This is a genomic window from Roseofilum sp. KMC-1 (assembly GCF_057802075.1).
Map to the genome: position 1 here is coordinate 1,001,468 of NZ_CM173605.1, position 14,979 is coordinate 1,016,446.

Consider the following 14,979-nt stretch of genomic DNA (forward strand, 5'->3'; position numbering starts at 1 on the left):
GTAAGTTGGCTCTCAACTCAAGGCTGTATTCCAGAAAAATCAACGCATGAATCTATTACCCTAAATCCTGAACATTATGGTTAGAAAAAATCAAAAATCTACAGTCAAAATTATTCCCCTAGGAGGTCTGCACGAAATTGGCAAGAATACCTGTGTCTTTGAATATGAAGATGAAATTATGTTACTCGATGCAGGTCTGGCTTTTCCGACAGATGGGATGCATGGGGTTAATATTGTGCTACCCGATATATCCTATTTACGGGAAAATCGCGATCGCATCAAAGGCATGATTGTCACCCATGGCCATGAAGACCATATTGGCGGTATTGCTTATCATCTGAAACAGTTTGATATTCCTGTGATTTACGGCCCCCGGTTGGCCATGGCCCTATTGGAAGGGAAACTTGAAGAAGCGGGAGTGAGCGATCGCACTGAATTGAGAACCGTGGCCCCTAGAGATATGGTTAGGGTGGGTAAACACTTTGTGGTCGAATTTATCCGCAATACCCACTCGATGGCGGACAGTTTCACCGTTGCTATCCATACCCCCATTGGAGTCATTATCCACTCTGGAGACTTCAAAATCGATCATACCCCTGTGGATGGAGAACTGTTTGACTTGCAGAAACTGGCCGAACATGGGGAAAAAGGGGTATTATGCCTGATGAGTGATTCCACTAATGCCGAAGTGCCTGGATTTACGCCATCAGAAAGTTCCACTTATCCGAATCTTGACCGAGTATTTTCTGAAGCTGCGGGACGTATTTTAGTCACCACTTTTGCCTCCTCTGTGCATCGGGTGAATATTATTCTGCAACTGGCGCAAAAACATAATCGGGTGGTCTCGGTTTTAGGACGCTCCATGCTCAATGTGATTGCCCATGCTCGTAACTTGGGCTATGTGAAATGCCCCGAGGAGCTGCTACAACCATTACATGCGATTCGCAATCTACCGGATGAAAAAGTGCTGATTTTGACTACTGGATCTCAGGGTGAACCCCTATCAGCCTTAACCCGGATTGCCAAACAAGAACACCGCCAGGTGAAGATTCGCCAGGGGGATACGGTCGTGTTCTCCGCTAACCCCATTCCGGGTAATACTATTGCGGTGGTCAACACCATTGACCAATTGATGAAACAAGGGGCGAATGTGGTCTATGGCAAAAATCAAGGGATTCATGTTTCCGGTCATGGCTGTCAAGAAGACCATAAGCTGATGTTGGCTTTAACTCGTCCGAAGTTCTTTATCCCGGTTCATGGAGAACATCGGATGCTCATTAGACATGGGCAAACGGCTCGCCGTATGGGCATTCCGGAAGAAAATATGGTGATTGTCGATAATGGCGATATTATCGAACTAACTGAAGATTCGATTCAGATTGCGGGCAAAGTGACTTCTGGAGTGGCTTTGGTGGATAATGCCGGTATTCTCCATGAACAAGTGCTAAAAGAGAGACAACAGTTAGCCGAAGATGGGGTGATTACGGTGGCGGCTGGTGTGAATTGGGAAGGAAAATTAGTCAACCGTCCCCTAGTCCATTTACGGGGTGTGGTGACGGCTCTACAGCAGCAGTATTTAGAAGAGGCGATCGCCCAATCGGTGCAAACGACTTTAGATAATCGTTGGTCTGAATTTGTGCGCTCTTTTGGTAAAGGACAGTTGGATGTCAGTTTCGATTGCTTGCAACAGGAGATTGAGCATGATATTAACCGACTCCTGAGAAGGGAATTACGGAGTAACCCCTTACTGGTGTTGCTGATGCAAACCCCTGAAGATCCTCCGGAAGATCTCCAACCCCAGGAGAAGGGTTCTAAAACTGCGCCGAAAACCGATGGTGTACCGCTCAAAAATCGGCGTACCCGTCCCCGGCGATCGGCTCAAGTGGCTTCTTAAGAAAACGTAATAACCTAAATCTAGAGGGGGGTTTTACCGGACTCCCCTCTTGCCGTATAATAGAGCCGTTTGTTGTTAATGTTGTTGGGTTTATTACCGGAGAACGCTTTGAAAAAACTGCTATCTTGGATTATTGCGGCGATCGCCATCTTTTCTTTTGCCTTGTCCACCCCAGCCCTAGCTGGTGAGGCTGATGGTGCAGGCATCTTTTCTGCTAATTGTGCGGCTTGTCATGCGGGTGGAAAAAATTTGGTTAACCCCCAGAAAACCTTGAGTAAAGCCGATTTAGACAAATATGAAATGAATAGTGTAGAGGCAATTGTTACTCAGGTAAAAAACGGGAAAGCTGCCATGCCTCGTTTCTTAGGTAAATTGAATGAAACACAAATCGAAGCTGTAGCTGCCTATGTTTTAGAGCAAGCTGAAAAAGGCTGGTAGAGCATTTTTAACAGGATGTTAACTGCTAACATCCTGTTAAGTTTATTAACTTTTTTTGCATACTATAAATAATTCTTGTGAAAAATCTGTTTTTAACTTTTTTCTTAATTCTAAATTTAGTATTCAATTTCAAAACACCCATAGCAGAAGCAGCCAATATCAAGCAAGGCGAACAGATTTTCAATGCCATTTGTTCTGCTTGTCATGCTAGAGGAGGGAATGTGATTATGGGTAATAAGACTTTAAATAAAGAAGCGCTAGAAAAGTATGGCATGGCTTCGGCTGAAAAAATTATTAGCCAAATCAACAATGGTAAAAATGCCATGCCTGGTTTTCAAGGGAGACTGAAACCCCAAGAAATTGAAAATGTAACGGCTTATGTCCTGACGAAAGCGGAAAAAGGCTGGCATAAGCGGTAGGGACTAGGATGGCTATTCTGCTCTAATCATTTCTATATCCTCAATCATTTGCCCTTGAAAGATAAAATCTTCATGATTGTTACTGCTCAAAACCACTTTGATTTCGTGATTACCAGGGGGTAATTCCTTGAGATAATACCAAGATCCGTAAATTCGGGTTACTTTTTCCCCATTAATAAACAAATGGGCATGGCCTTCACCAGGTTTATTTTCTTGATATAAATGATCGGGAGTGAACTGGAAATTTTCCACTTGAATTTCGAGATTCCAGCCCATTTTTTGATCGGGATGAATAATCAAATTCACCTGGGGAACCGGTTCTCCAGGTGCAATTTCAATCTGTCCATGGGAATGACCTCCAGAATGATGAGGTTGTCCTTCTGAGCTGTGGGCTAAGGGCTGATTAATCCCTAGGCTAAAGAGAGCTAAAGCAGTGGTTAGGGATAATCTATAAAAAAACTGATGCTGCTTCATGGGGATACAAAGAGAAAGAACATGAGTATTATATCAAAATGGTTCCCTATTTTTTTCTCACACTGATGCTTGACTACTGAACAGGGCTAAGACCTATAAAGCTTAAGACTTCCTAAAGATATCCCCCCACATCTAAGATAATCCGGTGTTATAGAAGTAACCCTCTTGTGGGAAATTTCCATTGAAGTATTGAACGAGAGTAAGTCTATGGTCACTCAAATGAAGATTACTAACCTGGAAGAACTAGAAGCCCTAATTAGTCGTGTGAAAGCGGCTCAAATGCAATATGCAACCTATAGTCAGGAGCAGGTGAATCACATTTTCAAGAAGGCAGCTCTAGCGGCGAATGCGGCTCGGATTCCTTTAGCGAAAATGGCGGTAGAAGAAACGGGGATGGGAGTGGCGGAAGATAAGGTGATTAAGAATCATTTTGCTTCCGAATTTATTTATAATAAGTATAAGAATGAAAAGACTTGTGGGGTAATTGAAGAGGATAAGTCCTTTGGGTTTCAGAAAATAGCTGAACCGGTGGGGATTTTAGCGGGAATTGTGCCGACGACGAATCCGACATCAACGGCTATCTTTAAGGCACTGATTAGCTTGAAAACCCGAAATGCGATTATTTTTTCTCCCCATCCACGGGCGAAACAATGCACGATTGAAGCGGCGAGAATTGTGCTAGAAGCGGCGGTGGAAGCGGGTGCGCCAGAGGGGATTATTGGTTGGATTGATGAGCCAACGGTTCCTTTGTCTCAGGCTTTGATGCAACATCCTGATATTAAGCTGATTTTAGCGACAGGCGGGCCGGGAATGGTGAAAGCGGCTTATTCTTCGGGGAATCCGTCTTTGGGTGTGGGAGCTGGAAATACGCCTGCACTGATTGATGCTTCGGCTCATATTAAGATGGCGGTTTCTTCGATTATTTTGAGTAAGACGTTTGATAATGGCATGATTTGTGCCAGCGAACAGTCGGTGATTGTGGAGGATGAAGTGTATGATGAAGTGCGGGAAGAGTTTATGGCTAGGGGCGCTTATTTTGTTACTCCAGAGGAACGGGAAAAATTATCGAGTAAGTTATTAATCAATGGGCGCTTGAATGGAGAGATTGTGGGGCAACCGGTACAGAAATTGGCGGAAATTGCAGGGTTTTCGGTTCCGGAGCAGACGCGGGTAATTTTGGCGGAAGTGGAGAAGATTGGACTGGAAGAGCCGTTTTCTTATGAAAAGTTGTCTCCGATTTTAGCGATGTATCGGGCGAAAGATTTTGAGGATGCGGTGGATAAGGCCCGTGGTTTGGTGGCGTTTGCGGGTCGGGGTCATACGGCGGCACTGTATACGGCGACCTCGAATACGGAGCATATCAAGCGGTTTGAAGACCGGGTGCAAGCGGCAAGGGTATTGATTAATACGCCGTCTTCCCAGGGGGCGATCGGGGATATTTATAATTTTCGGCTCGATCCTTCTTTGACTCTGGGATGTGGAACCTGGGGGGGGAACTCGATTAGTGAGAATGTGGAACCGAAGCATTTGCTGAATATTAAGACGGTGGCGGAGCGTCGGGAAAATATGCTCTGGTTCCGGATTCCGCCCAAGGTGTATTTTAAGTATGGGTCGCTGCCGGTGGCGATTCGGGAGTTGGCGGGGAAAGAGCGGGCGTTTATTGTTACTGATAAGCCTCTGTACGATCTGGGGATGACGGCTTCTTTGGAGGATGCGCTGGAGGAGATTGGTCTGAAGTATGATGTGTTCTATGATGTGGAACCCGATCCGTCTTTGGATACGGTGAATCGGGGGTTGACGTTGATGAAGACGTTTAACCCGGATGTGATTATTGCGATTGGGGGTGGGTCTCCGATGGATGCGGCGAAGATTATGTGGTTGTTGTATGAGCATCCGGAGATTGAGTTTGAAGGGTTGGCGATGCGGTTTATGGATATCCGTAAGCGGGTGTATGAGTTGCCGCCTTTGGGTGAGAAGGCAATTATGGTGGCGATTCCGACGACTTCGGGGACGGGTTCGGAGGTGACTCCGTTTGCGGTGGTGACGGATCGCCGCAATCATATTAAGTATCCTTTGGCTGATTATGCTTTAACGCCGAATATGGCGATCGTCGATCCGGAGTTGGTGTTGCATATGCCTAAGAGTTTAACGGCTTTTGGGGGTATTGATGCTTTAACTCATGCGATGGAGGCTTATGTTTCGGTTTTGGCTTCTGAGTATACGAATGGATTGGCTTTAGAAGCGATTCGGTTGATTTTCAAGTATCTACCGGATGCTTATGAAAAAGGCGCTGATGCCCCGAAAGCACGGGAAAAAATGCATTATGCTTCGACGATGGCGGGCATGGCTTTTGCTAATGGATTTTTGGGGATTTGCCATTCTATTGCTCACCAGTTAGGGGGAACGTTCCAGATTCCCCATGGGTTGGCTAATGCGCTGATGATTTCCCATGTGATTCGGTACAATGCTACGGATGCGCCGTTTAAGCAAGCGACGTTTTCTCAGTATAAATATCCTAATGCTTGCTGGCGCTATTCTCGGATTGCGGATTATCTGAATTTAGGGGGAGAAACGGAGGATGAGAAGGTTTCTTTGTTGATTCAAGCGGTGGAAGAGTTGAAGCGCAAGGTGCAGATTCCTTTGAGTATTAAGGAGGTGATTAAGGAGGATGAAGGGGCGTTTTTTGCCCAAATTGATCGGGTGGCGGATCAGGCGTTTGACGATCAGTGTACGGGTGCAAATCCTCGCTATCCTTTGATTACGGATTTAAAGCAATTGTTGATTGATGCGTATTATGGGAATTTGGATATGAGTGTGAATGGGGCTAATGGTAAGGTTTTGGTTTCTCCGGTGGAGGGTTTAACGGAGGTTTCTGGCTAAAGTGAGACTTGATGTAGGGGCGAACGGGGGTTCGCTCCTACAGGAGTTATTTGGAGTTTTGGCTTTTTTGCAGGATTTCTGGGGATGACCAGGCTAGGGTTGAGAGGATGGCTTTGGCGAGGTTATTGAGGTCTTGGGGGTTGTGTTCTAGGATTGGGGTTACGGGGTTGGGTGGGGTGTCTGGGGAGGTGGGGGTTTGAGGGTCTGTTGTGGGTTCAGGGGAGCGGTATGAGTGGTGAAGGGCGGTGTGGGCGATCGCGGAACTTAGGGCATGATGTATGATGTAATCGCTGACGCTTAATCCGGTTAGGGTGGCTGCTTCTTCTAAGAGTTGATAGTGTTCGGAGGGGAGTTGGAGGGTGATGGTGTTTTCCCTGGTCGGGTTGGAGTCGGACATAGGGCGGTAATTGGATTCGGTATAAACAGTTTATCTTAAGTTTATACAGGGTTTGGCGATCGTTTCCGAAATAATTGGTTAAAAAACCGATTTACGGGGCTTTGGGCTTTGCGGAGATGAACGCGCGGTAAGTCGGTTAAATACAATAAATAAATTACACGACCTGTGGCCGTTGGTTGCCCCTTCGTAAACTCCTAGGACTAGACTACTCAACTCAAGCGGTTCCAGGCTAGGGTGTTTCATTTACTTCTAAGAAGTCAAACTGAAATATACACCCTAGCCTGAGAACCGCACCGTCACGAGTAGGCTAGTGATGCATGGATAGACTCAGCGCAAGAGCGGCGATACACCGCCCAGATTGCAAGGCTGTTTGCCAACGGTTCGGTCGTGTAATTTAGGGTATGTAGCTTATTGACATAAACGGGCATGATGCATCCGTAATGCCAAGATATGTTCGCAAGGGCCTTTATACAGCTTATTTTGCTGATGCCAATTGCAAGTACATTCAGCTTTTATCATACGCTCATCTGCGTCAATTGTCAAGTTAGGGGCGTAAGTTTTTCCTTTTTCTTGAACGGTTCCTTGGAGAACAAAGGCTCCACTAGAATGGGTTACGCTGCTCACTTGGACTTGATTTTGGCGTAAGAAATGGGTGGCTTTTTCTTCCCGCTCATTGGCAAACCGCAGACGCTCTATGGGTAAAGGTTCGCGGCTTAATTCTCTGAGGCGATAGACTTGTTTATTGAGGTCATAAATGGCGCGTCCGGCTTGGGTATAGGCTCCTAATGCTCCTAATACGGCGGTTTGACTTAATCCTAACCGTTGGGCGAGACTGGCTGGGGTTTCTGCCCAAGTTTCCCGTAGGGCATCAAAGATTATTTTTTGTGTCCATTCATCGACATCAGCGCGGGGAGCCATGAGGTCAAAGTTGCCGGAATTTGACCAGTCATTGGCTGTCCATCCGGATAGGCCTAAGGTGAAGGACATATCGCCTAAATCGGCTATATAAAAGGAGGGCATTCCTGTACCCAATAGGTGAATGGTGAATTTTTGGGCAATGGGGATTAAGCGCTCTAAAATATGGATACGGCGACGACCCCAGACGCGGATTTCTTGGCTATTATGGCCAGTATAGGGCGAGCGCCAACAAATGACTTCTTTATTCCAGGGATCGAGGACGACTTTGATGGGTTGTCCTGGTTCTAGGATATAGCGCAAACTACGGGGCCCTTTTTTCTCTTTGTTGCGGCGAAGAATGAGACAGATATTGTGAATATCTATGGGGTGTAAATCAAAGGTGGTGGCTGGTAATGACATGGCAGAACTCACCTGTAAAAAGCCCCTTACCCAACTGTCGGGTAAATCGATTTTCACTTCTTTGAAGGTTTCTTCATGGGTGGTTTGCACTTCAAAACCAGAGGGATCGACTTTAAATTGGGTGGTTTTGTAGCTTCTGATTTTTTGAAATTCATCATAAAGGGCGGCAGAATAGTCTATATTGGTTGTGCCGCAGGCGAATTCATTGATATTTTTAAATACTTCGTAGCTGGCTCCTAGTCTGCCATAACTGGATTCATCTTGGCTGAAACATTCAAAAAAGATTTCATCGGGGTGAACTGTAATCACGGGGTCGAAGACAAAATAGAAATCGAGTTGTTTCTGCCAGACATATTGACGAAATTTATTTCTGGCTTTATAATAGGGTTCCCACCTAGCATAACGCTGGTGATTAATGTGGGTTATTTCGGCACAAATTGCTGTGATTTGGGTGGCTATTTCTTGTTGCTCTGCTGCAATTTTTTGCCAGTCTAGATCTTCTTGTTTGGCGGCCCATTCTTTGTATTCTTCTTTGTCTTTGGGTTGGTAGCGCAAGTCAGAGACGACTACATCATGTAAGGCGCTAATGGCTTCTCGAAAGGCGACACTTTTGCCCAATTCACCAATAAAATAGGTAGGCGGGCGTTTGGTGTCGGGGGAAAAGGACATTTGGGTATTATTCCCCTGGTTGTTAACGGCTGTGCTGCCGTGGTATGAATAGGCAAATTCCATAGTTTTGACCTCAAATTCAGCTAAAATTAGGGTTAATGTCGAATTTCGGTAACGGGTTTGATTTCCATGGGCAGGGGGATGTGGGGATAGCGGTGGTGCAAGCGTAACATTAATTGTAGACAATGGGATTTATCGGCGATCGCCATTGTTGCTGACTGGCGAGTTAGCACTTGGGAAATGATTTGTGCTGCGGCTTCACTTTTGAGGGCTTCCTGTTCCAAGAACTGAAAGACTTTCTGTTTCGCTACTCGTCCTCGATTGACTTGGGATAAAACGGTGATGAGATAGGGTTTAAGATGTTCTAACTGCTCTGGGTTATCCGATGCATGGTTGTGCAAGTATTGGCTGGCGAAGGCTTGCATATCGGTACTGGGATGTTCGCTAAATTTGAGTAAATAATCTTGCCCCTGGGGTTCTTGGAATGTGCGGGTGACGAGCTGACGACCAAATTCGCGCACGTCTTCGCGAATGCTGTCGCAGATGAGAACCATGACTTCGGGAGTCCAGTCGCTGTCGGTGAAATGGCGCTGAAAAAAGTCTTGGGCAAATTTACGGGAGTCTTCCCATTTGGCTTCTAACATGCGAATGGCGGCTAATTTTTCGGCTTCGGAGTTTTTGATGCGATCGCTGTTATGCTCTATCATTGTCCAAGAGGCTTGTCTGATGCTCAACACTTCATGGCTGGCCAAGCGGACAATTTCGGCTATTGACCACTGTTTTGCCCAACGATAGACATTTGCACCGAGAATAATACCACTGAGTTGTTGGGCAGAGCCGAATTTAGACTTGAGTAAGCGTGAGGTTAACTCTGGGGAAATCTCGCCCTTCCATCCAGGAAGATGAAGATGGAGCAGGGTAAATAGGTCTTTGTGAACTCCTTCATGGGATTCTGGAGTGAGGAGAAATTCAATTAATTCTAGGGCTAGGGGGAGGCTAAACTGGGGATGACCGTTGGCGAGACGGTAAATGATAGGCTGAATGGATTGGCGCAGATCGGGAATCGCACTGAGGGCCATGGCTATGATAGCATCTCGATAGTCTTCTCGGAGTTGGCGATCGCCCAATTGACCAAAGATTTCTACGCCAATGGTACGGATAGCTTCTTCAGACGAGGCAATTAAAGACTCGATAATGCTTACCGGTAGCTCTGTTGCTGGGGTTTCATGGTTGTGCAGCAGTCTTGCACCCAGGGTTTGTACTTCGGCAACCGGATGCTGGAGTAAGTCGAGGATGACTTGTAAACTGATGGTTTGTAGAGGAGTGGCAAAGAGCAACAGTAGGGTATCGGATATGGCTGTTACCGATTCTCCTGTGGTGAGGCTAATCAGTTCAGAGATAATATAGCCAATGATAATTTTAGTGCGATTTTCCGGGATGGGGTGCGATCGCAACAACCGACGGACAAACTCTTGCACCTCCAGATAGGGACTGAGGAGAAACTGACAGAGAAATTCTGTAGAAGCGACAAATACAGAAGGATTCGTTTCTATCCACTCCTGCGCTTGGGTGCGAGCGGGAGCAAAACTACAGCTTAATAAAGCCAGAACTAAATCAAAATCGGGATTTTCGGGAGTATACCGTTGCCGGGCTAAATTAAACCCAAATTCTATCGTTTCAGGATAGGATTGACTCAACAAACCCATTAAATCTTGCACTGCCATCTGCTGACAAAAGTCAGGATTATCTTGCAGTGCTTTCACGGCAAATTGATGTACCCGATGGCATTGACTCTTTAATAGTAATTCGACTAAAGCATCGGGGCGCTGATTCCAAAGTTCTGGAAACGCTTCTTCCCTAGCTTCTGGTGGCGCATCTCCCGGTTTATACGTTCCTGAGCATTTCCAAGCTTTCCATCCAAACTGCCAAGAATAGCGAGGACTATTGTTGTAGAGAATATGGTTCAAGGAGAAATAACCCGCATATTCATCCCAATAGGTTTTGATGTCAATGCGTTGCCAGTCTGAAGTCCATCGATACCGGACTTTTTCTCGCACGGGTTGAGCATCTTCATCGGAGTAGGCTAATAGCACACCCACAGCCAGATCGATATACTTTAAATCTCCTTGTTCCGCTAATTTAGCTAGAGTGCGCCATACCCGTCTTCGCAGATAATCGCGAGTATCTTGATTATAAGCTAGGCGAGTATTGGGCCGTTGTTGTTCTGCGAGCAAGTTATCTCGTACTCGTTCGTAACCTCTCGTTTCTAGGTTACGTTGGTATTCATATCGCCCCAAATAGCTGCCATCAGGTAATCTAATAGCATAGGGTTTCTTCTGATAAAAGGCTTTTCCGGTTTCAAACCGCCAGGCTAACATGCCAAAAAACTCGGCATCATGGCGATATTCTGCCATTTTGAACAGATGGCGCAGGGGTTTGAACGATGGAGGCGCAAGGGGTGCGGTGCGGATAAACTGGTATAAGGCTGGACGAGTGATGTCGAGGTGGGTTTGGTAGAGGGTTTGTAAGGCTTCAAAGGGTTGATAATCTTTGGTATTGAGATAGGTAGCAAGAGTATTGGTTAGGGTTTCGGGGTTTCCGGTGGCGATCGCCTCTTGTAGAATAGTCGGTAGGCGATCGCATACCATCTGCTGTAACTCCTCTCTTGTCCTAGCATCCGCCAATCTCCACATCGACTCAAAAGCAATGCGCTTGACAAATTCCGGCGTTAATGCATTCTCCTGCAACTGCTTCAATACCGGCAAAGCATCTTGATTTCCCAATTGTCCCAAAGCATAAGCAATACAATAATCTTGCAAAGGTTCTCCAGTCCCCAAAAGCTTAATCAGATGGGGAGTTGCGGCGCTCAGTTGCAACTCTCCCGCACGCCAAATGATGCGACTCAGGGGCCAATTCTCCGGTGGAGAGCCTTCTAGATAGGATAAGATGCGATCGTCCCGCGTCATCTCCCGACTACTCCCAGGAGGTTCAGGAGTTGTCAAAGCTTCAGCTTGATATCCCTTCTTCGTTTTCTCCTTCACCAACTTATCAAAAATAACCTCCGCATCCCGCAAAGAAACAGGGTTACTCGTTTTCGTCCCCTCCTTCAGATTACTCCCCCGACGACCATAGCGAAAATTGACGATATAGCCATCATCGCCCGCCGCAAGCAAGTCCACCTCATAAATCTTATCCGAGCGATCGTCTTGGTAATAGAGAGTCGTCTGCTTAATCCGTTTCATAGCCGTGAGGAGAAAAGATTGTTGGCCATTTTAGTCAACTTTTCCGCCCGCGTCCACACCCTGCATTTATACTTAATTTCTTAGCTTGGAGTACGAATTAATCGTTTAAACGTCAAACTTTTAGAGCCAAAATTAATCAGCAAACCCACATCCAACTTATAGACTTTCAGATAATTCAATGCTTGAGCCAGATGAACATCTTCAAGCTCGATGACAGCTTTTAATTCCACCAATACTTTATTTTCTACCACAAAATCAGCGCGGCGCGTTCCAATAGGATTGGGGAGATTTTTGTAATAGATATGTTGTTCAATTTCCCGGTCAAAACTCAACCCCGCTTGCGTCAGTTCGTAGGCTAAAGCTCTCTGATAAATGACTTCTTGGAATCCATTGCCGAGAAAGTTGTGAACTTCAAAGGATGCACCGATGATTTTGTGGGTTATTTGTTCGTATTTCAACTCCATGGCTTGAACGCGGATTATGCGGATGACAGGATTACGCGGATTTTTTTATCGTGCTACCCACGATTGGGATGTATTTGTTGATTATACCCCCTCTGTATTAATCCTTCAATCCGTATAATCCCCATTATCCCCCATCCGTGTAATCCTTTAATCCGTATAATCCGCGTTCAGGGGCTGTTTTTGCGATACCCAGGAAGATTAAGTCAGGATCAAAATGGAGATGAGGATTTAATGGGGGATACTGTTGCATGAGGAATTGAGTTAGGTGTTCTCCATCTCCACCAGTGAGAATAATGGGACTTTGGGGATACTGATTGTGCCAATTTTGGATAAAATCTTGTAAACCGGCTAAGACGGTATACAGAATACCACTGGCGATCGCCTCTTGGGTGTCTAAACTCCAGCGTTTGGGTAGTTGCTCAGATAGAGTGATTTGGGGTAAGGTGCGGGTATGTTCGGCTAACAGACGGGTTTGTAGGCCTAGTCCGGGTAAAATGGCTCCACCGACTAAATGGCGATCGCCGTTTGCTCCGGTTAGGGTTAGCGCAGTTCCTCCATCGATGACTAAAATGGGCCATCCCCATTTTGTGCCTGCACCGAGAACGGCTAATGCGCGATCGATGCCCAATGTTGGATAAACTCCCTTTAGGGGTAAATCTGCTAATTCAATGACATGACTTTGAGAATAGGATGTCCACAGGGGAGTGATTGCGGGAATTACAGAAGCAATTCGCAAGGGTAGAGTATTAAAAGTTTTTAAATGAAATTGCTCCTTCAGAGGACAGTCTTTCAAGATAAGCTCTGGAATTCTTCTCTGTTCTAGATCAGGGATGATTTTCTCTATTTTATCTACGGATAAATTTGCTGTATCCCAGCAACAAAGCAAGGAGTGGCGATCGCCAATTCCCCAATGAAACCGAGAATTTCCCATAACCAAGGCTAACCACACCAGCGTTAACTCCTCTTCCGATTCAGCCCAAAGTTGTTAGAATAATGGGCACAAGTGGGATATTTTCCCCCTGATGCCATTATCTTAAATAATATTGCCCTGATTTTGAGTCCATGGTCTTAGAAACACAATTAATCCAAAGTTTCAGCTCCCCTATCCTCGGCTCTCTGTTTTCTTTTTTACCGATTGATTCCCTCTTGTCCACCCAGGGAATCATGGTCATGTTGCTGATGGCTTATGCTGGAGCCATGTGGATGTTCCTGACGAGTGCCCCTAAAGTCTACACGATCATGGTATCGGATTTAGAAGTTGCTAGAGGATTATACGAAGATTTACTGCAACTACCTGAAGCCGATGTGCCCCTTCATTATTATTATAATTATGAGCAAACCTTGGGAACCACAGGCTTAGATCCCCTCTATCTGTCTCCAGGAATGACGCAAACGGTGCAAAAAGAGATCCCGGAAGGACTTTGGTATCAATTAAAGAAAAATGCCCAACTGCATGTGATTTCGGGCGCAAGTTTGGGCCATAATAACCGACAACGCCATGTTTGTTTCGATCATGATTGTTTGGAACAGGTGTTAATGCGGGTACAATTGCGAGGGGTGAAAAATAAAATTCGTCGCAATAAACCCTTGAATTTTTTGGTTAAAGACCTGCAAGACCGTATAATTGAAATTACGGAAATATCGAATTAATCTCGCCCAAATGATCGGATAATTTATGACCCAATTCATCACTTTATTAGTCGTCATTGCTGTAGGAGCTGCGGTCACCATTCAAGCTCAGGTTATGGGCATTTTAGAACAGAAGTTGGGTGTATTTGATAATATTGTGATCACCTATGCCGGTGGAGGTTTGCTGATTTTGGCGATCGCCCTATTGCGTACCCTAATGGCAGGTTATACCTGGAGCAACTACAGTCTCTTACCAGGTTATGCCATCCTGCCAGGCATCTGTGGTTTAGTGATTGTAGGTGGCATTGCTTATTGTGTCTCGCGGGTGGGATTATTGGCGACGTTTTCCTTAAGTTTAGCCGTGCAATTTTTCCTCGGTTCCTTGTTGGATAGCTATGGTATCGGACTTGACCCCCGTCCGATGACAATATCCCGTTATTTAGGGATGGGACTGGTACTAGCAGGCGCGATTTTATTTCTGAAAAAATAAGCAGAAACTCAAGCCAGGCTAAATTTGTCTTGAATACCTAGACTTTACTCCCCTTTTACCAATGAAACCCTGGATAACCCTGTTAGCGATCGCCCTCTTCTCTCCCCTAATCTCCCTTCCCAGTTGGAGCGCAGAACGCATCATCTTTAAGTATGCTCCCTTTCGGCGCTCCCTCTCCGTAGCCGAACTCACCACATTTGCAGACACTGGAGAAATGACTCCCGCTCTCAAACGCAACTTGCAAACCCTAGGACAAAATCCAGAAGAGTTGCGTACCCTCTTAACCGCTCCTATTGCTATAGATCTTTTATTTCTCGATAGAGTGTTAAATAGCACCATTGGGCGCAAAATTTTGGATCGCGTCGCAGAAATCGTCCATACTCCTTCCCAGAGTTCCAATACTCAAGCCCTCCGCGCTGCCTTAATTTTATCAGCCAGTGAAGATGGGGAAATAACCTTACTCGAAACCCTACAAAACTATCCGACACCAGACGTGGAAGTAGAAGGAGAACGGCTCATGGAAGCTTACGAGCAACTCAATCGATTTGCCAAACCCGCCCAAATTTTGATGGATTTATTCAAATAAGCGATCGCCATAATCTCCAATCTTGATGTTGCACTTCCCGCCCAATTTTGTAACTCTAGCTACTTCATAGTCTCGGTTCT

At 45.7% G+C, this 14,979-nt stretch carries 13 protein-coding genes; 7 read left to right on the forward strand and 6 right to left on the reverse strand.

The features are described 5' to 3' along the window. Positions 1–76 precede the first annotated feature (76 nt). From AC3FZD_RS04810 to petJ (AC3FZD_RS04820), 3 genes are all read left to right on the forward strand, one after another. On the forward strand, positions 77–1,894 hold the full coding sequence (locus AC3FZD_RS04810; RefSeq protein ID WP_488739036.1) for a ribonuclease J: 1,818 nt from the start codon (positions 77–79) through the stop codon (positions 1,892–1,894). Positions 1,895–2,002: 108 nt separating this feature from the next. Next, positions 2,003–2,332 (forward strand): cytochrome c6 PetJ, encoded by a 330-nt coding sequence (gene petJ, locus AC3FZD_RS04815; protein WP_488739037.1) that lies wholly within the window; start codon positions 2,003–2,005, stop codon positions 2,330–2,332. Between the two features lie 77 nt (positions 2,333–2,409). Continuing rightward, entirely contained in the window at positions 2,410–2,751 is a 342-nt protein-coding gene (gene petJ / locus AC3FZD_RS04820) for a cytochrome c6 PetJ (RefSeq protein ID WP_488739038.1), read from the forward strand. A 12-nt stretch (positions 2,752–2,763) separates the two neighbouring features. On the opposite strand, the gene AC3FZD_RS04825 is transcribed toward petJ (AC3FZD_RS04820), so the two are convergent. Continuing rightward, positions 2,764–3,225, reverse strand: coding sequence for a hypothetical protein (locus AC3FZD_RS04825; protein ID WP_488739039.1), 462 nt, complete (start codon positions 3,223–3,225; stop codon positions 2,764–2,766). A 219-nt stretch (positions 3,226–3,444) separates the two neighbouring features. On the opposite strand from AC3FZD_RS04825, the gene adhE reads away from it, so the two are divergent. Further along, entirely contained in the window at positions 3,445–6,105 is a 2,661-nt protein-coding gene (gene adhE / locus AC3FZD_RS04830) for a bifunctional acetaldehyde-CoA/alcohol dehydrogenase (protein ID WP_488740269.1), read from the forward strand. A 46-nt stretch (positions 6,106–6,151) separates the two neighbouring features. Here adhE and AC3FZD_RS04835 read toward each other — a convergent pair whose 3' ends face one another. The 5 genes from AC3FZD_RS04835 to AC3FZD_RS04855 all read right to left on the reverse strand — a co-directional run bounded on the left by AC3FZD_RS04835 (position 6,152) and on the right by AC3FZD_RS04855 (position 13,143). Next, positions 6,152–6,502, reverse strand: coding sequence for a type II toxin -antitoxin system TacA 1-like antitoxin (locus AC3FZD_RS04835; RefSeq protein ID WP_488739040.1), 351 nt, complete (start codon positions 6,500–6,502; stop codon positions 6,152–6,154). Positions 6,503–6,910: 408 nt separating this feature from the next. After that, positions 6,911–8,551: an SWIM zinc finger family protein gene (locus AC3FZD_RS04840; RefSeq protein WP_488739041.1), complete on the reverse strand. Its 1,641-nt coding sequence runs from the start codon at positions 8,549–8,551 to the stop codon at positions 6,911–6,913. Positions 8,552–8,583: 32 nt separating this feature from the next. Then, positions 8,584–11,730 carry a WGR domain-containing protein gene (locus tag AC3FZD_RS04845; RefSeq protein WP_488739042.1) on the reverse strand — a complete coding sequence of 1,049 codons (3,147 nt, stop codon included), beginning with the start codon at positions 11,728–11,730 and terminating at the stop codon, positions 8,584–8,586. 80 nt (positions 11,731–11,810) lie between these two features. Next, positions 11,811–12,194 carry a GxxExxY protein gene (locus AC3FZD_RS04850; protein ID WP_488739043.1) on the reverse strand — a complete coding sequence of 128 codons (384 nt, stop codon included), beginning with the start codon at positions 12,192–12,194 and terminating at the stop codon, positions 11,811–11,813. 124 nt (positions 12,195–12,318) lie between these two features. Then, positions 12,319–13,143, reverse strand: a complete 825-nt coding sequence (locus AC3FZD_RS04855; protein ID WP_488739044.1) for a pantothenate kinase — start codon at positions 13,141–13,143, stop codon at positions 12,319–12,321. Between the two features lie 113 nt (positions 13,144–13,256). Between AC3FZD_RS04855 and AC3FZD_RS04860 the strand changes: the two genes are divergently transcribed. From AC3FZD_RS04860 to AC3FZD_RS04870, 3 genes are all read left to right on the forward strand, one after another. Next, positions 13,257–13,844, forward strand: a complete 588-nt coding sequence (locus tag AC3FZD_RS04860; protein WP_488739045.1) for a glyoxalase-like domain protein — start codon at positions 13,257–13,259, stop codon at positions 13,842–13,844. Positions 13,845–13,869: 25 nt separating this feature from the next. Next, positions 13,870–14,313 carry a DMT family transporter gene (locus AC3FZD_RS04865; RefSeq protein WP_488739046.1) on the forward strand — a complete coding sequence of 148 codons (444 nt, stop codon included), beginning with the start codon at positions 13,870–13,872 and terminating at the stop codon, positions 14,311–14,313. 61 nt (positions 14,314–14,374) lie between these two features. Further along, the gene (locus AC3FZD_RS04870) at positions 14,375–14,899 is read left to right on the forward strand and encodes an alpha/beta hydrolase (RefSeq protein WP_488739047.1); all 525 of its coding nucleotides are present in this window, start codon (positions 14,375–14,377) and stop codon (positions 14,897–14,899) included. Positions 14,900–14,979 lie beyond the last annotated feature (80 nt).